Genomic DNA, 20,600 nt, shown 5'->3' with positions numbered 1-20,600 from the left:
TTGTGAAATGAGCAAACAATTTGCCGTGATTGGTAATCCGATTGAACAGTCACGCTCTCCAGAATTGCATCATGCTTTTGCAGCAAAAACCGGAATTGATCTAAATTACAGCAAACGTCTGGCTCCACTGGATGGCTTTGAGGCCAATATTCAGGAGTTTTTTGCCCATGGCGGAATCGGGATGAATGTCACCGTGCCGTTTAAAGAGCAGGCTTTTGCCCAGTGTCAGGTGCTCAGTGAGCGAGCCAAAATTGCCAAGGCAGTGAATACCCTGTGGATGAAAAATGGTATTTTGCATGGCGATAATACTGATGGTCAAGGTCTGGTCGATGCGATTCGTGCACTCAACTGGCCGCTGGAAAATACCAACATCCTGATTATCGGTGCAGGCGGCGCAACCCGTGGCGTGATCTATCCTCTCGCCCAGGCAGGCGCAAAAAAAATTGTGATTGCCAATCGCACCTTGGCACGCGCTGAACAACTGGTTGCGGATCTGCAGGATGCTGTAGCGCAGCTCGAATTACAGGCTATTTCACTAGAACATCTTGCAGGTGAGTTTGATCTGGTGATCAATGCCACTTCAGCCAGTCTCAGCGGTGATGCTTTGCTGCTTCCAGAAGCCTTACAGTTTAACTATGCCTATGAAATGGCCTATGGCAAGCCTTCCTCCTTCCTTGATCAGGCCAAAGCACGTGCTGTGCCAACATCTGAAGGCTTTGGCATGCTGGTCGGTCAGGCACTGGAATCTTTTTCTATCTGGAATGGCATCAAACCAGATTTAAAAGATTTTCTATAAATATCCAGTTATTTTGACCAGAGAATTCGGGTTGTAACAACAATCCGAATTGATCTTAACTCCATTATTAAAGACTAAAAATTCAGCTACTGGATTTAATGACATTTTTAACTTGAATTTTTTATTGATAACAATTGAGTACAATTCATACAAAAGTAGCACTAGACAATCTGGTGTTCAATTCATTAAAGTCCAATCAGATAAGAAGTTTTCAACCTTTCTGTACGCTGACAGCCAGAAGATGAAATCATCCGATTTTATTGGTTGGCTCTAAGACTCGATTCGCTTTTCTGACATTTTTATTTGCTTGCCTTATCAATGTTTTTTTATCTCAAATATGAATAATCAAAGAATCGATACAGATAATCCAAAACTATTTTAATCAGGATTAAACGCATGCCAGCATATAAAGCCCCTTTACACGACATTCGCTTCCTCATGAATGAAGTGCTCGATTACCCTGCGCACTACCAGAATTTGTCGAATGGTGAATATGCCGATACCGACACGGTAGACATGATCTTGGAAGGTGCAGCAGATTTCTGTGAAAATGTACTTTCACCTCTGAATGAAAGCGGTGATGCTGAAGGCTGTCATTTTGAAAATGGCGAAGTGAAAACGCCTAAGGGCTTTAAAGACGCTTATGATCAGTTCGTCCAAGGTGGCTGGCAAGGTCTGTCTTATCCTGAAGAGTTTGGTGGTCAAAACCTGCCAATGTCTTTAAACCTGATCAAATCGGAAATGATGGGAACTGCAAACTGGTCATTCCAGATGTATCCGGGTTTAAGCGTGGGCTGTATCAATACCATTATCCAGTACGGCACCGATGAGCAGAAGAATACCTATCTGCCGCATCTGGTTGCGGGTACTTGGGCTGGCACCATGTGTCTGACTGAGCCGCAATGTGGTACCGACTTGGGTCAGGTTAAAACCAAAGCCGAGCCGCAAGAAGATGGCACGTATGCCATTTCAGGAACCAAAATCTTTATTTCCGCAGGCGAGCACGATCTCACTGAAAATATCGTACATATCGTGCTGGCGCGCCTTCCGGATGCACCGCAAGGTACTAAAGGCATTTCACTGTTTATCGTACCGAAATTTATTGCTGCTGCCGATGGTGGCATCGGTGAGCGCAATCCAGTCAATTGCGGTTCGATTGAACATAAAATGGGGATTCGTGCCTCAGCAACAGCCGTGCTGAATTTCGACAAGGCCACGGGTTACTTGATTGGTGAACCGAATAAAGGCTTGCATGCCATGTTCACCTTCATGAACACTGCGCGTATTGGCACTGCGATTCAAGGCATCTGTCATGCGGAGTTATCCTTCCAAGGTGCTCTGCCGTATGCCAAAGAGCGTATGTCGATGCGTGCCCTGTCTGGCAAAAAAGATCCGGAAAAAGTGGCGGATGCCATCATTCATCATGCCGATGTACGCCGTATGCTGTTGACGCAAAAAGCCATTGCCGAAGGTGGCCGTGCCATGATTTATCATGCTGCGCAAATTGCCGACAACATGAATGATGCTTTATTGCGTGGCGATACCGCTGCCTTTGAACAGCATGATGATCACTTAGGTTTCTATACCCCGATTCTAAAAGGCTTCCTGACTGAAATGGGCTATGAAGCATCGAATCACGGTATGCAAATCTTTGGTGGTCATGGCTATATCAAAGAATGGGGCATGGAACAGATCGTGCGTGATTCACGTATCTCTACCTTGTACGAAGGAACGACAGGTGTACAGGCACTCGATCTGATCGGTCGTAAAGTACTGTTAACCTCGAAAGGCAAAGTGATTCGTGATTACACCGCTGAAATCCTGAAATTCTGTGGTCAGCATGCGCGTAATAAATATATGCGCCGTTTTGCCTGGGATCTCACCAAGCTATGTGCCCAGTGGAATGCATTAACTGTTCGAATCATGCTGGCAGCCCGTAAAGACCGCGATATCGTCTCTTCTGCTTCAGTCGATTTTCTGATGTTCTCGGGCTATGTGATGATGGCATACTTCTGGGCGCAGCAAGCCGCAGTTGCCTCAGCCAAACTGGCTTCTGGCGATGGCGCAGAAGTACCTGAGTTCTATAAAGCAAAAATCAAAACCGCTGATTTCTATTTCGAACGTATTCTGCCTCGTACCCAAGGTCATGCTGAAGCGATGGTGAATCCATCCAAAACCATGACCGCACTGGCGCCAGAGCACTTTAGTTTTGATTACTAAGCTGTAAATTGAATTACAAAGAGCGCTTCGGCGCTCTTTTTATTGAGAGCTAACCTTTTAAAACCCTAAAAACACCGGCCTGAATACAAAATATACAGGTTTAATTTTATATTTTTCAATAGCCTAATAAATTAGATAAATAAAACGCTTGTATATCTCAAAATAAGCGGTATGATAATCCCAACTAGAAAAATTCTTGTTTTGGTTAGTTTCTTTTAAGTATCGCAGTTTTAGTCATAAACCTTCGTATTACAGATCAAAAAGCTCCATCCTTTTTATTTTTCAAAGTTACAGTTAGTCATCTGAAATTTTGGCTATAAATTCATACGATTCAATAGGTTACATTATGTCTAATACAGTTAACGGTACAGTAAAATGGTTCAACGAAACTAAAGGTTTCGGTTTCATTCAACAAGAATCAGGTCCAGACGTTTTTGCTCATTTCAGCGAAATCACTGGTTCAGGTTTCAAAACTTTAGTTGAAGGCCAAAAGGTTTCTTTCAGCGTAGCTCAAGGTCAAAAAGGCCCTACAGCTGTAAATATCGTTGCTCTATAATTTAGAAGCAAGATATTGAAAAAAAGCACTCTTAGAGTGCTTTTTTTGTGCTTGTAATTTCTCTTATTCAACTCTAGCTTTTAAAGCTTATTTGTTTGATTTAAAAACCGGTGTGCTCTATGCCAAGCTAAAAACTCCTGATCTGGTAAAATCTGCACAATAAAAACCCCCCATATAGATTTATGAAGGTCTTTGAAAAATGTTCAGAAAATAAAAATCAGTTAAAGAAATTCTTCCAGTACCGAATTTAAGAAGATATGCCCCTGCTCGGTACATGCAAGCCGGTTTTGATCATAGATCATTAATTTTCGTTTACGTAAAGAGTTCAATAAATCTTGTAGGGTGTCCAAACTTTGACCAGTACGCTCGATATAAAATTTAGCCTCTACGCCCTGATTTAAGCGTAGCGCATTCATCATAAACTCAAATGGCATCTCTGCAGCTTCAATACGCTTAAACTGCAAATGTTCAGCAGGTACTTTGGCTAAGTAGTCCTTAGGTAAGCGGGTTTTCTGGAAACGATATACGCCATCAGGTTGAGTCACTTTGCCATGTGCACCCGCACCAATCGCCAGATAATCGCCGAATTGCCAATAATTCAGGTTATGCGCTGAAGGTAGTTCTTTACGCCAGGCAGAAACTTCATAATTGATAAAGCCTTGAGCTTTGAGATAAATTTCGCCCTGCTCCTGAATCTCTTCAAGTACATCATCTACCGGTAGAATAGGTTGGGTACGGAAAAATACCGTATTCGGTTCAATCGTCAGCTGATACCAGGAAATATGTGTCGCGCCATTTTCTACCGCAAGTTTTAAATCATGCAAGGCCTGATCTAAAGTCTGCTCAGGCAAGCCATGCATTAAATCGACATTAATTCGTTGAAAGCCTGCTTCACGCGCCAATCCAATCGCAGAAATCGCATCTTCATTGCTGTGAATCCGACCCAAGCGTTTAAGATGGTCAGTATTAAAACTCTGCACCCCAATCGACAAACGGTTAATGCCGGCCTGCAAATAACCTGCAAATGGGTCATGCTCTACCGTACCAGGATTTGCTTCCAGCGTAATTTCACAGCCTTCTGCAAAGGGAATAATGGCTTGCAACTGATCAAATAGCCATTGATAACCTTGAGCAGAAATCAGCGACGGCGTACCGCCACCAATAAATACAGTATGAATCTGGCGGTCTTGGGCAAAATCGACCTGCGTTTTAAAATCCTCAACCAAGGCATGTAAATATTCCTGTTCTAGTTCCAGTGATAATTCACCATCAGGAACAGCATGCGAATTAAAGTCACAATACGGACATTTGCGCACGCACCATGGCATATGAATATATAAAGACAATGGGATAACAGCAGGATTCAATTCAGCCAAAGAACTACTCAAAAACGACTACAAGATATAGCTGAATTTTAACATGACTCGACAGCAACACTGCTAAAATTAAAATGATCACCGGGTTATATCTAAAAACTCAAATAGAATTAGACAGTTAAAATTATGAAAATATCTTCTCAACTGATTATTTTACTTCCTTTAGTCTTTGCAATTGGTGTTTTGCTGACGCTTCAAACCGCAATTAACACGCAACTGAAAGAATATTTATATTCTCCTATGCAAGCTGCATTTTTTTCCTTTTTGATTGGTACAATAGTGCTCGCTGTGATTGTACTTTTTCAGTCCAATCCCAAACCCGGTGTACAGGAATTAATGAATGTTCCCTGGTATTTATGGCTTGGGGGCATCGTGGGTGTCTACGCGATTAGCATGAGCATTTATGCAGCCCCCAAACTTGGCTTTCTGGTGCTTAGCGGCCTGATTATTTTTGGTCAGATGGCCATGTCGATGCTGGTCGATCATCTGGGTTTATTGGGCAACGAAAAAATGCCGATTAACTGGCAACGTCTTTTAGGCGGCGGAGTAATTTTTATTGGTGTGCTTCTCACTTTACAACGCTAAACCCCTCTATTTAAGCACATGATCACGATGAGTAATTTTTGTGTCGAATGTTACACCGGTTACGACCTTTGGTTTTGAATTAAAAAAACTGTTTCATCTGATGTTACCTATTCTGGTGACCCAATTTTCCCAGGCAGGTTTGGGCCTGATTGATACCATTATGGCAGGTCATCTGTCTGCGACCGATCTTGCAGCAATTGCAGTCGGGGTGGGTCTGTGGATTCCGGTGATGCTGCTGTTTAGCGGCATCATGATTGCCACGACACCCTTGGTGGCTGAAGCGAATGGCGCACGTACCCCTGAAAAAATTGCCACCATTGCCCGTCAGTCACTTTGGGTGGCCCTGATTCTGGGGATTATTGCTGGCCTGATTTTGCAGCTGTTGCCAGCGACTTTACCAATCTTAGGTGTACCGGAAAGCTTGCAGCCTAAAGCCGGTTTATTCCTGCATGCAATTGGTTTTGGTATGCCGGCAGTGACTATGTATGCCGCCTTACGTGGCTATTCAGAAGCGATTGGTCATCCACGCCCGGTGACCGTCATCAGCCTATTGGCACTGGTATTGCTGGTTCCACTGAACTATGTATTTATGTATGGAATTGGCCCTGTTCCAGCCTTGGGTAGTGCCGGCTGTGGTTTTGCTACGGCAATTTTACAGTGGTTAATGGTCATTACTCTGGCACTGTATATTTTTAAGAATAAAGCCTATCAACGCACCCAGCCGTTTACTCATTGGGAAAAAATCAACCCGGAATGGATGAAACGCATCTTGCAGCTTGGTCTGCCGATCGGACTGGCGATTTTCTTTGAGGTCAGTATTTTTAGTACTGCGGCGATCGTGCTCAGCCCTTTGGGAGAAACCATTGTTGCTGCGCATCAGATTGCCATTTCAGTGACCTCACAGCTGTTTATGATTCCAATGTCACTGGCGATTGCCCTGACCATTCGGGTCGGCACCTATTATGGCGAACAGAACTGGCAGGCAATGCGTAAAGTACAATATCTCGGCCTGATTACTGCCACTATTCTGGCGATCCTGACCATGATTCTGCTTTGGGTTTTCCGCAATGAAATCGTAGCACTCTACACCTCAGATCTGATCGTGACCCAAATTGCGGTGTATCTGATTCTGTTTGCCATTGCCTATCAGCTGATGGATGCCTGGCAGATCAGTGCGGCAGGTTGTCTGCGCGGCATGCAGGATACCAAGGGGCCAATGTGGATTACCATGCTGGCTTACTGGGTGATTGCCTTCCCGGTCGGGGTGTATTTGTCCCGCTTTACCGACATGGGCGCCGCCGGTGTCTGGGTTGGCCTGATTGTAGGCCTCAGCGTAGCTTGTATACTTTTATTGGGCCGTTTATATGGCAATAATAAACGCTTAAGTCTAAACAACTAAACACTTTTATTTGATTAATTTAAGCTAGAAAATGCGCTGAGATTAAAGATCCAGCGCATTTTTTAATCCTTGTGGAATCTCAGATTCATCCACTACATCTTTAATCACCACCTGCCCCACAATTACATCCGTACCATTAAAAGTCATGGTGGGTGAACCATATATAGCCAAATCCTAAAAACTATAGAACAATAGAGATATGGGATATTCAAAAGATTTTAAAGACAAAGTCATAGAAATTATGATTCGAGATGAAATGTCTGTGCGAAAAGCAGCACAGCATTTTAACATCTGTATACAGACAATTCAGAACTGGAAAAAATCCACTACAAACAAACCTATTCCTGGCCGTCCAGCTAAAATTAGCAGAGAGCAAATATTGAAGGATGTTGAACAATATCCTGATGATTATCAGTATGAGCGAGCTGAACGTTTAGGAGTAAGCACTCATGCGGTATTTAATGCGTTACATGCCGCAGGAATATCGCGTAAAAAAAGACGTTAAAGCATCCTAAAGCAGATCAAAATCAACGTCAGCAATTTCAAAATCTCATAGAGTGTTTAGAAGGGAAATTGCCTCTGATTTACATAGATGAAAGTGGTTTTCAAAGTGAAAGTACCAGAACCCATAGTTATAGCCTTCAAGGAACACGTGCTGAAGGTAAATTTAACTGGCAGTTGAAGAATTGCAGTAATGCGATCGGTGCAATCATTGAAAATAGATTACTGACAGTTGGTGTGTTTAATTGTTCAGTGAACACAGAAGTATTTGAATGTTGGATTGAACAGGATTTATTACCTAAGTTGAAAGAAAGCAGTGTTTTGATTATGGACAATGCGACCTTTCACAAAGGGAAAAGACTTCAGGAGTTGGTACGTTGTGCAGGCCATTACATTGTGTGGCTTCCTAGATATAGTCCAGATTTAAATCCAATAGAAAATATGTGGTCGCGAGTCAAGGCAATTCGAAATAAGTTTAGAGTTAAAGATATTGATAAATTATTTAAAGATTACTGTAATGATTTATTTGGTATTTAGCTATAGCTCATAACCTTCATTTAAGACACGGGTCACCCGCGCACAAAAATGTACATCATCTTTCCCTGTAAAATATCGATAGGCTTTCATTGAATTTTCTTCATTACTGCGAGTTGTTTTATTTATACTTTTGGGACTAAAACAACCTTTAGTATGATTACGCAGCCTGACCTAAAACAATGATGTATTCAGGAATCTTGTTTGGGTTTAAGTACAGGAGGTGAAGAAAAATCTTCTGATAAATCAAAGATCATGCACTAAAGATGGAGAAGTTAAAGAAAATCACAACACAACCTCTACAATTAAATCTAGGCAATTGAATCTTTGTCACCTATGATCAAATACATCAAATAATTGTTGGTTTCAAGGAATCTCGCATGGCAAAAACGGCTAGCACACCCGGTCGTCGCTTTATGAAACTTGCCGGAATGACCGCAAGTATTGCAGGTAAAACCCTATCCAATTCAATTAAAAATTTAACTGCCGACGAAGAGCAGAAAAACACTGCGCGCAGCAAATTATTTCAGGATATTGGTATACAAATCGCGGATACCTTGGGAGAAATGAAAGGCGCGGTCATGAAAGTTGGTCAGATCGCCTCGCAATATAAAGATATTTTTCCACCCGAAGTTGCCAAAGCCATTGCCAAATTGCAACGTCAGGCACCGCCCATGCCATTTAAGGACATTCAGGCGCAAATTGAAAAGGAACTCGGCAAACCTTTACAGCAATTATTCCAACAGTTTGATGAACAGCCTTTTGCCGCTGCATCGATTGGTCAGGTACATAAAGCCACTTTACCCAATGGCCAGCAAGTGGTGGTCAAGGTGCAGTATCCAGGGGTCGATGAAGCCTGTGAAAGTGACCTGAAACAGGTACGTCTGGCGCTCCGTATGATGGGCGTTTTAAAGATTGACCGTAAACTTCAGGATCAGTTATTTAAAGAAATTCAGCATAGTCTGGACAATGAGCTCAACTATGAAATTGAAGCTCAGAACCTGGAAGTTGCCCGCGCTTTCCATGAGTCACTGGATCATAAAATTGTGATTCCACAGGTTTTTCATGAATATTCTTCACGGCATATTCTAACCTTGAGTCAGGAAATGGGAGAAAGTATTGAAACCGCCAGCACCTGGCCACAGGAAACCCGCAATGCCTTAGGGCGCCGTCTGCTGCGTGCGATTGGTCAGGAAATTTTTTATCTGAAACGCTTTCACTGTGACCCGCATCCGGGCAACTTTGCCTTTCGTGAAGATGGCTCTGTGATTGTTTATGATTATGGTGGCGTTAAGACTCTTTCGACTGAAGTGATTGGGCATTTCCGGGAACTTATTCATGCCGCACGCGAGAAGAATATTCCCGTGATTGAGCAACAGTTAGATGCGCTGCATTCCTTGACTGAAACCGGAAAATTCCCGACTGAATTGTATGAACAATGGCTGGAAGTTCTGATGCGTCCACTGGTTACCCATTATGATTTTGCTGAAAACTCGGCCCATCATGATGGCATGGAGTTGCTCAAACCTTCTCTAAAATATTGGGATGTGTTTAAGCCATCTCCAGATACGCTCATGGTGAACCGGACGATTTCAGGACAATACTGGAACCTGATTCATTTAAAAGTTCATGATGATCTGAGTGATGTATTTGAAGAACTGGTGCCGAGTCGAGGTTAATTTTGACCCCAAAGGCTTACACGCTGTAACTCTAGATAACTTGAAGTATTAAATGTTACATTATAACATTTCATTAAGAATCATGAGGGAATTATATATGCGTCCAAATATTCATCCAGCGTATCGTGAAGTGTTATTTCATGACACCAATGCCGATACTTATTTTGTGATTGGCAGCACAATGAACTCTAGCCAGACTAAAGAATATGAGGGGAAAACATATCCTTATGTCACGCTTGATATTTCAAGTGCTTCTCATCCCTTCTATACTGGCGAGCAGCGTCAAACCAGCAATGAAGGTCGCGTGGCAAGCTTTAATAAACGTTTTGGCCGCTTTAAACGTGGCTAAAACTAAAAACCGTCGATTATCTTGATCTTCAAATCGTGGTTTATGTCAGGAAATAACCTCCAGTTTCCTGACTTTTTTATGTCTGTTTCAGCTTTGAGCCAAAGCCAGTGAAGTCAAGTAAAAACCCAGCGCCAGAACGATAATTCCAACAATTACACTCGACAGCGCATACAATAGAGCTAAACCTACAGCGCCATGTTTCAAGAGCTGAAAGCTTTCCAGACCAAAACTGGAAAATGTGGTAAATCCGCCCAGTATCCCCACCATTAAAAACAGACGTGCTTCCTGTTGCAGCATTGGATATTTTTGGCTACAGGCAAAAAAGATCCCTGCACATAAGCAGCCCAGAATATTGACCCACCACGTCGGCCAAGGAAATTGCATCTGTGGTTTTAGCAACCAGAGCCCTGCTGCATACCGTAAACTGGCACCCACTGCCCCGCCGATTGCCACCCAAAGCCAGCCCATATACGTTCCTATTCTATTTATTGATCCAGTTGATTTGATCCGAAATTTCAAATTAATTATGAATCATTTTCATGATTATCTTGAACTGAAAACCTATTAAATACCATGGAACTTCGCAAGAAAATTGCTATATTCATCGCATCGAATTTTTATTGATTGCAAAGGGAAAACAGTATGGCACAAGATTTATTGGCACAATTGGCCGCAGGTGAGGCAAAATTTGCAGATGTGATTGCCTATATCGAAACGCGTTATACCCATACCCCGACTGCATTTAAAAATGGCCAGCAGAGCAATGCAACCACTGAAAACCAAGGCAGCGCCAAAGTTTTTGCCTTTGCACGACTCAATGGGCTGGATCAGGCCCAAACCTTAAGCCTGTTTGCCGAGCACTATGCAGCTGTACAAGCGATGCCTCAAGCCAGCGATCATCAGAATATCCGCCAGTTTATGCAAAATGGCTGGGATGGCATTGCATTTGAAGGTCAGGCTTTAACTGCTAAATAAGCAGTTTATCAGTATAAAAAACCGCTCATAAGAGCGGTTTTTTATAGGCATCTAAATAGCAAATTTTAATTTAGCTTTTCCCAACCTGTTCAATCCACTGAATTGAACTGACACGGAATACCTCACAGGCGCCATCACCGGTATCCGTCGGAGTTAAAGACGATGTCCAGACCAGATCTTTATCACGCACTTCAACCAGCTCACCCTGCATACGCACCAGATCACCACGTTTCACCTTTTTAATGGCCTTGGCAATTTCAGGATTGGCCGGAATGATATGCATATTGGACACCATCTGCTTGGCTTGTTCTACCGGCACGGGTACCCGATCCATTTTCCAGTTCAGATAACGGTCATATTGATTGACACTAATATGTCGGGCAATTTCAGGTTCAGCAAACAGGCCCCAACTTACCGCATAATCAATCGGAGAGAATTTGGCCTGTGGATCAACGCTATAGACTTTGGAACCCAAAATACGGAAATCGCCTTTAAAAGGCTGCAAGACAGAAATTGACTGTCCTTTGACCACAGGTGGCAAACCTTTGGCAATATTGTGATCGACCGAGCTATAGCTGGAAATAGGCAGCAACAAACCGGCCAACAATGCATAATGTTTAAAGTGTTTGAACATCATTTTTAATCTAATCCTAATCGAGTTGATCAAACGTTTTAAGGATATCTTCCTTGATCTTACGTATTTTTTAATGAATAAACAGTTGAACTTGGTAACAAACTGGGTGTATTTAGTCAGCTTGGGCATTCCCGAATATTGTATTTTTCAGTTAAGCTAAAATACATTCAGATTAAATTAAAACAACCCAAATGCTGTATCAACTTTATCAACAACACATCTTTCCGCACCTTTTAAATCAGGTGATGCAAACGCCGTCCTTGATGGATTTACGCCGTGAATTGCTTTTGAACATTTCTGGTGAAGTACTGGAAATTGGTTTTGGTACAGGGCTGAATCTGCCTTTCTATCAAGAAGTAGATCTGGTCTATGCCGTAGAACCCAATCCGGCCATTTTCAAGCTGGCAGAACCGCGCATCCAGCAGGCTGCTTTTCAGGTTGAACATATTCAGGCCAGCGCAGAAGCATTGCCTTTTGCAGAACATAGTCTAGAACATGTGATCTCGACCTGGACGCTGTGTAGTATTGCTGACCTCGGCCAAAGTCTGCGTGAGATTTATCGTGTGCTACAACCGGGCGGTCACTTGCATGTGGTCGAACATGTGCTGAATCGACAAAATTTAAATATCCAGCGCCTGCAGCATTTACTCACCCCGATTCAGAAGAAAGTCGCAGATGGCTGTCATTTAAACCGGGATATTGAAACTGCCTTACTGGAAACTGGTTTTGAAATTGAAGAATTGAATTATATCAATGCCACAGGGATTCCGAAGATTGGCCAGCGTATGCTGCTGGCTCGACTGCGTAAACCGCAAGGCTAATTTATTTTCGTTTTGCCGTTAATGTTGCTGCAACTGAGTCACACGCAGCAACTGACAATGGGCATGATATTCCGAGCCTGTACCCACCTGAAATTCCTGTCCCGTGCTTCCTGAATGTACTGTGACCAGATCACCGCTGAGTGTAATCTTCTGCCCTGATTTTAGCCTGCGAATCTGATTGGCAATTTTCTCGTTGGCAGCGATCAGACTAAAATGCTGGACATGCGTGCTGAGAAATTCAGCTTCAGCCTGGCTGATTTGTTTCTCGATTTGATAACAGCGTTTTGCTTGATCAAATACTAATGTTGCCTGCATGGCTGGCAGTGACTGGCTGAGCAACAGCACATCGATATTACTGACATAGGCCAGATCATTAAAATGTCCAACCATAGGGCTGGCCTGATGCAAGACACGACGATTCGGTTTAACGAAACGTTTATCATGCACAGTAAATGTAGCTGAAATGGGCTGAATCGGCTCTACCGAAAAGTTTTTTAAGACACCTCGTTCTTCCAGATGTGGGATCGCACGAAAAACTCATTCCAGACCCACAGTCCAAGCATAAACAGCAGCGCAGTGATCAGTAATTTCTGCATAATTTTTTATTCTTTTCCTTGGTTGTGCTCAATCATCGAAATCAATCCGGATGGTTTCAAAACGCACCCGCCCTTCCTGAACTGCACGGGCAATGGCTTGCTGGCCTTTGGTCAGCCGCGCTCCGCCACTTTTGATATCAATCAATACCACTTCAATATCCTCTGCTTCGCCTTCGCCGTCTCTGAAATCGGTATAGCCATCAAAGACCACATAATCGACAGGATCGCCCAGAAACTTGGCATCACTGGGCAGATATTGAAATTCCGGCATGATCGGTGCGAGCTGTTCCGCCATTTTGCCTTTCAGGACTGCCCTGCTGGTATTGACACTGCGTTTTTGCGCGGCGATCAATGCCTGCTGATGTTCTAGTTCCAGCTCGGCAATATACTGCTCATATTCAGCCTTGATGCGTCCATTGCGTGTCTGACTTAAAATAATGGTGGTCAGCACCACCCCGATACATGTGCCAATCAGCATGGCCATCCATATGGACATTCAATCTTCCTAATTTACTTTATTTTTTCAGCACAATATTCGACTGAAGTTGAAAACATCAGCCATTGGTACGCTTGAAAAGAATGATATGCTAGGCAGGAACAGAATAAAATCACCTTGAGTCATGAAAACAATTTTAGTTGCGAATCAGAAAGGCGGTTGTGGCAAAACCATGACAGCTATTAGTTTAGCGTCAGCACTCGCACAAAAAGGTTATAAGGTGGCGCTGGCCGATGCCGATAACCAGAAATCTGCATTGCAATGGCTCAAGCAACGTCCGGAACAGGCCATGCCGATTCAAAGTCTGGACTGGCGCAATCACAAATCCATTGGTGATGCACCGAAGCAGATTGAGTATCTGATCATTGATGCACCGGGAGCGTTGACTGAAGATCATGCCGAGCAGCTGATCAGTGAAGCGCATGCGATTATTATTCCGATTCAGCCTTCATTTTTTGATATTGATTCGACCCGTCGTTTTCTCAAACATTTGCAGGACATTAAGCGGATTCGTAAAGGCAAGGTTGAAATTTTACTGTTGGCCAACCGTACCAAACCGAATGCAGCCAGTAATCAGGACATACAGCAGTTTTTTGACAAGATCGACCAGCAGCCGGTGGCCTGGATTTCAGAACGTGCACCTTATAGCCGTCTGGCTATGGAAGGTCTGTCAGTCTTTGATAAACCTCAAAAAATCTATCGGGAATTACAGGATCAATGGCAACCGGTGCTGAATGCCATTATCGATGATCCCAGTCAGTGGTTTTAAGCCAGTCCGCTGAATCCTAACACTGCTTTGGGAAAATAATCACGCTACTTACCAAGCCGTCATTTTCGATCGCTTTTTTTTCAGTTAATATGCCTGAACACGACCTAAAAAATGAGCCATTAAATTCAGTGCAACAGTACGCGCCTACATTACAAAAAGTCTTATTATTTGGATTGTTCTTTATCCTGATTTTTTTGAGTTTTCATATACTCAAATATTTCATCATCCCTGTAGTTTGGGCAGCGATTATCGCCTATATGACTTGGCCCTTGTATCAGTCGGTGTTACGCATGTGCGGCAATCGGCCAACGCTGAGTGCAACCGTGATGATTCTGGCCGTGATTCTGGTGTTTGGTCTGCCATTTATCTTCGCCATTTTTATGTTGCAGCATGAAGGTCGTAATCTGTATTTTGAATTGCAGCGACAGGTCTTTTCCGGTCATCTGGATGTACCGGATTTTATTCGTGGCCTTCCGATTGTCGGCAAGGAAATTAGCCGAACTTTAAATGAAATCAATACCGATCCAAACAGTATCGCGCTATCGATCTCGAGCTGGATTCAAGGTCATCTGAATTACGGCAAAGTGGTATTGAATGAAGTCAGTAAAAATATCTTTAAATTGTGTTTTGCGATACTTTCGCTGTTCTTTTTCTACCGTGATGGTCAGACCATTTTAAATCAGGTGCGTAAAGCTTTTGAGATGGTGGTCGGGCCACGTGTACATCATTATTTTTCTACCATTTCTGCCACTACACGTGCGGTGGTCTATGGCGTTGGTTTGACTGCAATTGCCCAGTCTTTATTGGCAGGTCTGAGTTATTTTGTCGCGGGTGTGCCAAATCCGATGGTCTTGACCATTGTGACCTTTATTTTCGCCCTGATTCCTTTCGGCCCACCGGTGGCTTATAGTGCAGTATCACTGTGGCTCTTTTCACAGGGACAGACGATTGAGGCGATTGGGGTGATGGCTTGGGGCGTCTGTATTGTCAGTACGGCCGACAACGTAATTCGTCCACTGGTGATTTCTGGCGCAACACAAATTCCATTCCTGTTGATTATGTTTGGTGTTCTGGGCGGTATTGCCAGTTTTGGTCTGGTCGGCGTTTTCATTGGTCCAGTGATTCTTGCAGTCTTGCTGGCAATTTGGCGTGAATGGTTACATGAAAGTAATTTGAATGAACCTTTAATGATGCCTAAAGCCACCATGGCACATGACCTCGATCCGCAGACCGAGGACACACCGCCCAAAGCACCTTAAAGCACAGATTGAATCGACTTAAACAAAACAAAACATTTAAGTACTGATTCTATATAGAGCTTCTGATCTTGCTCTGTTTCAATAGATTTACAAAACAGAATAAAGATCAGGATGCCAATACCATGTCTTCATTGTTTAAAATTACGACACTTTGTGCGCTCAGTGCTGCACTTTTCACAGGTTGCGCCTCGACTTCTCCATCGAATGAACTGGTCAGAGCCGTGACTGTAAATGCAGTAACCGCTGAGGGGATAGGTCAAGAGATTGGCACCGTATTACTCAGTGACAGTCCAGCCGGTCTGGTGATACGTACCAACCTGAAACAGCTCCCTGCCGGTGAGCGAGGTTTCCATATTCACGAAAATGGTTCATGTGCACCCGCCATGAAAGATGGCAAGATGGGTGCAGCACTGGCTGCCGGTAGTCATTACAATCCGAACCAGTCCCCCAATCATGGTACGCCGGTGACCGGTCACCTCGGTGATTTGCCCGCATTAAAAGTCAATACTGACGGTACTGCCCGTGTCACCCTGCTTGCACCACGTTTGAAACTGGCGGATCTTCAGGGTCGTGCCATTATGGTTCATGCCGGCGGCGACAACTATTCTGACAACCCCTTACCATTAGGTGGTGGTGGTGACCGCATTGCATGTGGTGTGATCTAAACAGATTAGTGTAGATATAAAAAGAAAAAGACGGGCTATCTGCTCGTCTTTTTTCATGAAATTTTCTTTAGAGTTGGCATCTAAATAACTTTTTTGCTCTTGAAATAGATCAGTTTATTGTAGGAAAACTTAAAGTTTTTTTTGCAGTTATGCCATCAATAATAGTATCGTGAAACTAAATAACCAACTGCTTTACTCGGTTATAACTCATTATAAATATTGAATATATTTTTATTTTTAAGATTTAATCTTCAATTTATATTGGGTACACTCAGGGTTAATTTAATTAAATCAGTATGTCTTATGAACATCAAAACTTTACGTCTGGTCGGTTTGTTTGAAGGGATTTCATTTCTGCTACTTTTATTTATCGCGATGCCCGTGAAATACATGATGGATAATCCGATCTTAGTGAAATATGTTGGTATGGGGCATGGCGTACTATTTGTGCTGTTTTTAGTGGTGTTATTTGCGGTCTGTGAAAAGCAAAAATGGTCGCTCAGCATGTTTTTGATGGGCCTGATCGCTTCAATTTTGCCATTTGGGCCATTTTTGTTTGATCTGAAATTAAAGAAACTAGAGCAGCCCGTCGCTGAGCTTCAATAGATATTAAAATCCTCTCCCCCTCTGGGAGAGAGTTAGAGAGAGGGTATAGCCTTCCTTTATAAAAGGAGGAGCTTTAAAACTCCCCTCTCACCTTCCGCTCAGAAATAATCTGCTTTAAGCTCAGACGCGGCAAAGTAAACCACAATGCAATCAAAATGAAAGAGGCGATGCAATAGGCCCAAATGTCATAGGCTTCATAAGCCATTCGAACTGCCTCAATCACCACGAAAAAGCTCAGCATCAGGATAATCGAAACCGTAGCAGCCACCGTACCTTTGGACACTTCAGAAGACATCAGTGCAAAACGGTACAGCACCGAGAAACTTACGCCTTCACCAAGGCTGATACAGGTGGTGCCGATAATCAGGCAATGCACAAAATAATCTGGAATAAACAGACCGAGTATTAATAAGCCTGTACCAAACAGCATCAATGGCACACCCAAGAGTACAGTTTTCCCCAGCGGCATTTTGTCGATGATTTTTAGCAAAACCAAATTACCGATAATCAAGCCGCCCAAAACCGGAAACTGCGCCAGACCATATTGCACGCTGCTGAATCCAAACTGCTCGACCAGAATCACGGGTGACAAGGCAATCCATAACATCAACGGCAGGCTGACCAAAGGTAGTGCCGCGGTCATAATCACAAAACGTTTATTTTTTAAAACCTGTTTAAAGTCATCCAAAATATAGCTGAAGGGCTGCTTCGGAACACTGACTTTCAGGTTTGGCATTTTGGCTTTCAGGCCAAACCAGCTTAAAAATGACAGAAATGCAATGCCGATAAAGCCCCAATGCCAGGAGATATGATCAATCATAAAGGCACCCAGCACCGGCCCGAGCAATGGTGCCAGTAAAGAAACATTGGCCATGAGCGCCATGACTTTAATGGCATCGCGTTCTTCGAAGCTTTCCTGAATGGCGGCATAACCTACGGCGGTAATGAAGGACAGGCCAAAGCCCTGTAAAAAGCGCAGGAATAGGAAACTTTCGATATTGGGTGTTAATAAAATAGCCAGACAGCTAATCGTGAAAAATGCTACACCACCCAGCAGTACCCTTTTACGCCCGAGACGATCGGACAATGGCCCCAGGATCGCTGCGACAAATGCCCCGCCCAACAGAAAAAATGACATGGAGGATGGCGCCCATGAACTGCTTACCCCAAAATCACGGGTAATCGATAGCATGGCTGGTTGGATCAGGTCATTACAGATATAGACGGAAAATTCAAACAGAACCAGTGCCAGCGGGAACATGAGTGTGGCACGGGTCAGTTTTTGGGTTTGGATGTTTTGCATGGGAGTTTTTATTGTCACCCTGCTCGTTTAAGCAGGCTAAACTTTGTCTAAAATAGAAAGAGGAAATTTTAGCAGAGTCCTGTTTTTAAGTCCGTTCTCTTTTTTAATGACCTACTCAAAACAAATCAATGGAGGATACATTATTCATCTATATTCTAATAATTTATAAAAATCAAATAGACTCTACTGAGTTCCACTCTTGAAACCATTTTTCTTTTCTAGGATTTTCAAAATGAAGAATTTGTTCTACTAAGTCTATAATTAGTTGATCAATATCTTTTGCTATCGAAGATCCTAACTTTATTTTTGAAATACTTCCACTTTTTAATGGGTCACTACAGTCTAATCTAGAGTAATAATAGTTAGCCCTATCCATGATAAATTTATCAATATAATTAACATGTCCTTCTGTTGAAAAATGGTCTTGAGGAAAAAATTTTACTAAGCTCAGCCAACAGAATCTTAAAAACCAGATTAAGTCTTCATTACCTTTCATCATATTAAGAGCAATTTCGCTATCCCAATTGATATGACAGTTTAAATACACCTCTTTTCAAGTCAGGTAAAGAAAAAATAAAATTTTGATCTGCCTCTAATTCACTATCTTTCTCACGATACAATAATTTTTCTCGTAGGATTTTTTCTGATTTTCTTTTATCGTAATTGGTATAAAACCTATTTAGATAGAATAATAAGAGTGAAGCTAAAAATCCTCCAATCACGCCAATTGTAGCGGCTAATATATTTGAGTCCATCAACTCCCCCCTCTTCCCAAAAGCAAAAAGCGCATCACTAAGATACGCTTTTAACCAAATTCTGACTAAAGATCAAACACTATTATGGGCAGGCTGCTTTCTGGAAGTTTCTGGTATTTGAACCACGTGCACACTGATATAACTTTTCAGCATTCTGCATTTTCCAGCTTTTCTGTTCTTTTTTGAAATGATAAATGGTCTGAACTGATTTGACCGAATCATCCAACAAACCTGTTTCAGTCACTTTCACCTGCCCAACGGTGGGTGACTCCACATTATTAAAAAACTGACGAATCTCGACTGTTGCCAGTTCATTACGTAAATCAGGCCTCATTTTAAGTACCTGATCCAAAGGTGTATCCGAAGAAGACTGCACTTTTGCAATCACCTGCTGGGTAGTGGTACAACCCGACATCATCATACCCAGACCTAAAGCTGTAACCGCTAATAACCGTAACATATCGTTTAACCCAGATTATCCTTATTATACAAATTTATCATGCCGCGCTTTTCAGCTTAACGCTATTTAGACTATGTAACCCCATTTACACAGCATTGACATCCTCACCTCCCTGAAACGGAGGTGATTCCTACTACTAGACGCTTATGCCCAAGCGCAAGTATGTTCTTAGCTGCGTTTTCGTCCCTGTTATTGGAACTTCCGCATTCACACTCCCATACTCTTATTCGCAAATCTGCTCTACCTTTCGGACTGCTAGAAGTGATCTCACCACAGCACGAACCTTGCGAAACAATGTTTCTCAGGTTGTGAATCTCTCACTTACTTCTTCAAACATTGCCCCTGCGTTCTCGCATTTATACTTGAGCATTGTTTTGAATGCTGAAAACTGTATCTAAAACAGATTTTGCCATTTTAGTTTTTACAAGTTTACCCGCGCTCAGATCGCCAACAACAATCAGTGCATTTTCTCTCACAAGCATGGTGCTTGCCTTATGCAAATGATCTTTACGACAATTGGCAATTTTAGCGTGTAATGCACGTACACGTTTTTTATTCTTGGCTCGTTGAGCAATACCTAATTTCTGTTCATATTTCTGATAGAACTTAGGATTTGAAATTACAGTACCATCAGAACAGGTGGCAACGTCTTTTAAACCTAGATCAATACCAATCGCTTTAGTTGCAGTAGGTTTATTTTGCTTAGATGAATCCACTACAAGGCATACATACCACCGTCCACGACTATCCTCAACGAATGAGCCTGTTCTCACGCTGTATTTACTTAATCCGTAACTATCCCATAACTTGAATTGATGCTTGCCGTACTGAACATATCCATCAGCGTATTTGATTGCTACTTTCTTGAAAGGAATCCAACCAAGTGATCTTCTCGCTGATTTCTTATTGCTCACACGCCATTTCAGCTTTGCTTTCTTGAACTGTTTTCTTCGAGTGATTAATTCTTCTGTAACAGCCTGAATGGTTTGGCTATGTAGATTGCATTCTTTCGATGCGCCTTTGGTGTATTTGGCAACATCATAAGCTGATAGAAATTCACCTTTTCTTTTTAGATGCTTAAACCCTAAATCATTGACATAATTCCAAACAAAGTTCACCTCAGATGCTAATTGATCTAGCACCTTGCAATGTTTGTCTTTTATGCGTAATTTAAGTGTTTTCATGTGGTTATATTAACAATTTTTTCTCTATACCCTATGTGGGGCAATTCTTAAAACGACATCTTATGTCGTGTCGCTTATATCT

The 20,600-nt window shown here is 42.6% G+C and carries 24 protein-coding genes and 2 pseudogenes; 15 read left to right on the top strand and 11 right to left on the bottom strand.

Annotation, left to right across the window (positions count from 1 at the left end; translation table 11 throughout):
* Positions 1-7 precede the first annotated feature (7 nt).
* From aroE to FTV30_RS04505, 3 genes are all read left to right on the top strand, one after another.
* Positions 8-796, top strand: a complete 789-nt coding sequence (aroE, locus tag FTV30_RS04515) for a shikimate dehydrogenase (protein ID WP_005094203.1) — start codon at positions 8-10, stop codon at positions 794-796.
* Positions 797-1,192: 396 nt separating this feature from the next.
* Positions 1,193-3,016, top strand: a complete 1,824-nt coding sequence (locus tag FTV30_RS04510; protein WP_100357830.1) for an acyl-CoA dehydrogenase C-terminal domain-containing protein — start codon at positions 1,193-1,195, stop codon at positions 3,014-3,016.
* Positions 3,017-3,362: 346 nt separating this feature from the next.
* A complete protein-coding gene (locus tag FTV30_RS04505) occupies positions 3,363-3,572 on the top strand; it encodes a cold-shock protein (RefSeq protein ID WP_004281542.1) in 210 nt (69 codons plus the stop codon).
* A 221-nt stretch (positions 3,573-3,793) separates the two neighbouring features.
* Here FTV30_RS04505 and hemW read toward each other — a convergent pair whose 3' ends face one another.
* A complete protein-coding gene (gene hemW / locus FTV30_RS04500; RefSeq protein WP_180001106.1) occupies positions 3,794-4,948 on the bottom strand; it encodes a radical SAM family heme chaperone HemW in 1,155 nt (384 codons plus the stop codon).
* A 126-nt stretch (positions 4,949-5,074) separates the two neighbouring features.
* Between hemW and FTV30_RS04495 the strand changes: the two genes are divergently transcribed.
* From FTV30_RS04495 to FTV30_RS04475, 4 genes are all read left to right on the top strand, one after another.
* The gene (locus FTV30_RS04495) at positions 5,075-5,533 is read left to right on the top strand and encodes a DMT family transporter (RefSeq protein WP_005094208.1); all 459 of its coding nucleotides are present in this window, start codon (positions 5,075-5,077) and stop codon (positions 5,531-5,533) included.
* Between the two features lie 40 nt (positions 5,534-5,573).
* Entirely contained in the window at positions 5,574-6,932 is a 1,359-nt protein-coding gene (locus FTV30_RS04490; RefSeq protein WP_276553981.1) for an MATE family efflux transporter, read from the top strand.
* A gap of 199 nt (positions 6,933-7,131) precedes the next feature.
* Positions 7,132-7,437: an IS630 transposase-related protein gene (locus FTV30_RS04480; RefSeq protein ID WP_087547287.1), complete on the top strand. Its 306-nt coding sequence runs from the start codon at positions 7,132-7,134 to the stop codon at positions 7,435-7,437.
* A gap of 47 nt (positions 7,438-7,484) precedes the next feature.
* On the top strand, positions 7,485-7,970 hold the full coding sequence (locus FTV30_RS04475; RefSeq protein WP_225554184.1) for a transposase: 486 nt from the start codon (positions 7,485-7,487) through the stop codon (positions 7,968-7,970).
* Here FTV30_RS04475 and FTV30_RS04470 read toward each other — a convergent pair whose 3' ends face one another.
* Complete coding sequence (locus tag FTV30_RS04470; RefSeq protein WP_373683704.1) at positions 7,971-8,060, bottom strand: DUF1737 domain-containing protein; 90 nt, start codon at positions 8,058-8,060, stop codon at positions 7,971-7,973.
* A gap of 287 nt (positions 8,061-8,347) precedes the next feature.
* On the opposite strand from FTV30_RS04470, the gene FTV30_RS04465 reads away from it, so the two are divergent.
* Positions 8,348-9,646: an AarF/ABC1/UbiB kinase family protein gene (locus FTV30_RS04465; protein ID WP_005094220.1), complete on the top strand. Its 1,299-nt coding sequence runs from the start codon at positions 8,348-8,350 to the stop codon at positions 9,644-9,646.
* 97 nt (positions 9,647-9,743) lie between these two features.
* Positions 9,744-9,995 (top strand): type B 50S ribosomal protein L31, encoded by a 252-nt coding sequence (locus FTV30_RS04460; protein WP_180001105.1) that lies wholly within the window; start codon positions 9,744-9,746, stop codon positions 9,993-9,995.
* Positions 9,996-10,082: 87 nt separating this feature from the next.
* On the opposite strand, the gene crcB is transcribed toward FTV30_RS04460, so the two are convergent.
* Positions 10,083-10,463, bottom strand: coding sequence for a fluoride efflux transporter CrcB (gene crcB, locus FTV30_RS04455; protein WP_004281556.1), 381 nt, complete (start codon positions 10,461-10,463; stop codon positions 10,083-10,085).
* A gap of 174 nt (positions 10,464-10,637) precedes the next feature.
* On the opposite strand from crcB, the gene FTV30_RS04450 reads away from it, so the two are divergent.
* Complete coding sequence (locus FTV30_RS04450; protein ID WP_180001104.1) at positions 10,638-10,970, top strand: HopJ type III effector protein; 333 nt, start codon at positions 10,638-10,640, stop codon at positions 10,968-10,970.
* Between the two features lie 70 nt (positions 10,971-11,040).
* Here the strand turns inward: FTV30_RS04450 and FTV30_RS04445 are convergent, their stop codons facing one another.
* Complete coding sequence (locus tag FTV30_RS04445; RefSeq protein ID WP_180001126.1) at positions 11,041-11,604, bottom strand: hypothetical protein; 564 nt, start codon at positions 11,602-11,604, stop codon at positions 11,041-11,043.
* Between the two features lie 191 nt (positions 11,605-11,795).
* Here FTV30_RS04445 and FTV30_RS04440 point away from each other — a divergent pair, with 191 nt between their 5' ends.
* Positions 11,796-12,425, top strand: a complete 630-nt coding sequence (locus FTV30_RS04440) for a class I SAM-dependent methyltransferase (protein WP_005094227.1) — start codon at positions 11,796-11,798, stop codon at positions 12,423-12,425.
* An 18-nt stretch (positions 12,426-12,443) separates the two neighbouring features.
* Here the strand turns inward: FTV30_RS04440 and FTV30_RS04435 are convergent.
* Together FTV30_RS04435 and FTV30_RS04430 are read right to left on the bottom strand one after the other, a co-directional pair.
* Positions 12,444-13,021, bottom strand: a pseudogene (locus FTV30_RS04435) (hypothetical protein).
* 28 nt (positions 13,022-13,049) lie between these two features.
* Positions 13,050-13,517, bottom strand: coding sequence for a Holliday junction resolvase-like protein (locus FTV30_RS04430; RefSeq protein WP_005094229.1), 468 nt, complete (start codon positions 13,515-13,517; stop codon positions 13,050-13,052).
* Positions 13,518-13,641: 124 nt separating this feature from the next.
* On the opposite strand from FTV30_RS04430, the gene FTV30_RS04425 reads away from it, so the two are divergent.
* From FTV30_RS04425 to FTV30_RS04410, 4 genes are all read left to right on the top strand, one after another.
* Positions 13,642-14,286, top strand: a complete 645-nt coding sequence (locus FTV30_RS04425) for a ParA family protein (RefSeq protein ID WP_005094230.1) — start codon at positions 13,642-13,644, stop codon at positions 14,284-14,286.
* 128 nt (positions 14,287-14,414) lie between these two features.
* Positions 14,415-15,545 carry an AI-2E family transporter gene (locus tag FTV30_RS04420; RefSeq protein ID WP_373683703.1) on the top strand — a complete coding sequence of 377 codons (1,131 nt, stop codon included), beginning with the start codon at positions 14,415-14,417 and terminating at the stop codon, positions 15,543-15,545.
* A gap of 122 nt (positions 15,546-15,667) precedes the next feature.
* Complete coding sequence (sodC, locus tag FTV30_RS04415; RefSeq protein WP_005168781.1) at positions 15,668-16,210, top strand: superoxide dismutase family protein; 543 nt, start codon at positions 15,668-15,670, stop codon at positions 16,208-16,210.
* Between the two features lie 303 nt (positions 16,211-16,513).
* Positions 16,514-16,816: a DUF3817 domain-containing protein gene (locus FTV30_RS04410; protein WP_005094233.1), complete on the top strand. Its 303-nt coding sequence runs from the start codon at positions 16,514-16,516 to the stop codon at positions 16,814-16,816.
* Positions 16,817-16,889: 73 nt separating this feature from the next.
* On the opposite strand, the gene FTV30_RS04405 is transcribed toward FTV30_RS04410, so the two are convergent.
* From FTV30_RS04405 to FTV30_RS04390, 5 genes and pseudogenes are all read right to left on the bottom strand, one after another.
* Positions 16,890-18,119 carry an MFS transporter gene (locus FTV30_RS04405; RefSeq protein ID WP_180001103.1) on the bottom strand — a complete coding sequence of 410 codons (1,230 nt, stop codon included), beginning with the start codon at positions 18,117-18,119 and terminating at the stop codon, positions 16,890-16,892.
* 172 nt (positions 18,120-18,291) lie between these two features.
* Complete coding sequence (locus tag FTV30_RS16240; RefSeq protein WP_257228896.1) at positions 18,292-18,618, bottom strand: hypothetical protein; 327 nt, start codon at positions 18,616-18,618, stop codon at positions 18,292-18,294.
* A 16-nt stretch (positions 18,619-18,634) separates the two neighbouring features.
* Positions 18,635-18,874, bottom strand: a complete 240-nt coding sequence (locus FTV30_RS16235) for a hypothetical protein (protein WP_005094237.1) — start codon at positions 18,872-18,874, stop codon at positions 18,635-18,637.
* Positions 18,875-18,956: 82 nt separating this feature from the next.
* Complete coding sequence (locus tag FTV30_RS04395) at positions 18,957-19,334, bottom strand: hypothetical protein (protein ID WP_005094245.1); 378 nt, start codon at positions 19,332-19,334, stop codon at positions 18,957-18,959.
* Between the two features lie 104 nt (positions 19,335-19,438).
* Positions 19,439-20,518 (bottom strand): annotated as a pseudogene (locus tag FTV30_RS04390) (RNA-guided endonuclease InsQ/TnpB family protein).
* Positions 20,519-20,600 lie beyond the last annotated feature (82 nt).

It is taken from the genome of Acinetobacter sp. YH12255, from assembly GCF_013417355.1.
Taxonomy (GTDB): Bacteria; Pseudomonadota; Gammaproteobacteria; order Pseudomonadales; family Moraxellaceae; genus Acinetobacter; species Acinetobacter pseudolwoffii.
This window is presented reverse-complemented; position numbering and strand designations above follow the sequence as displayed.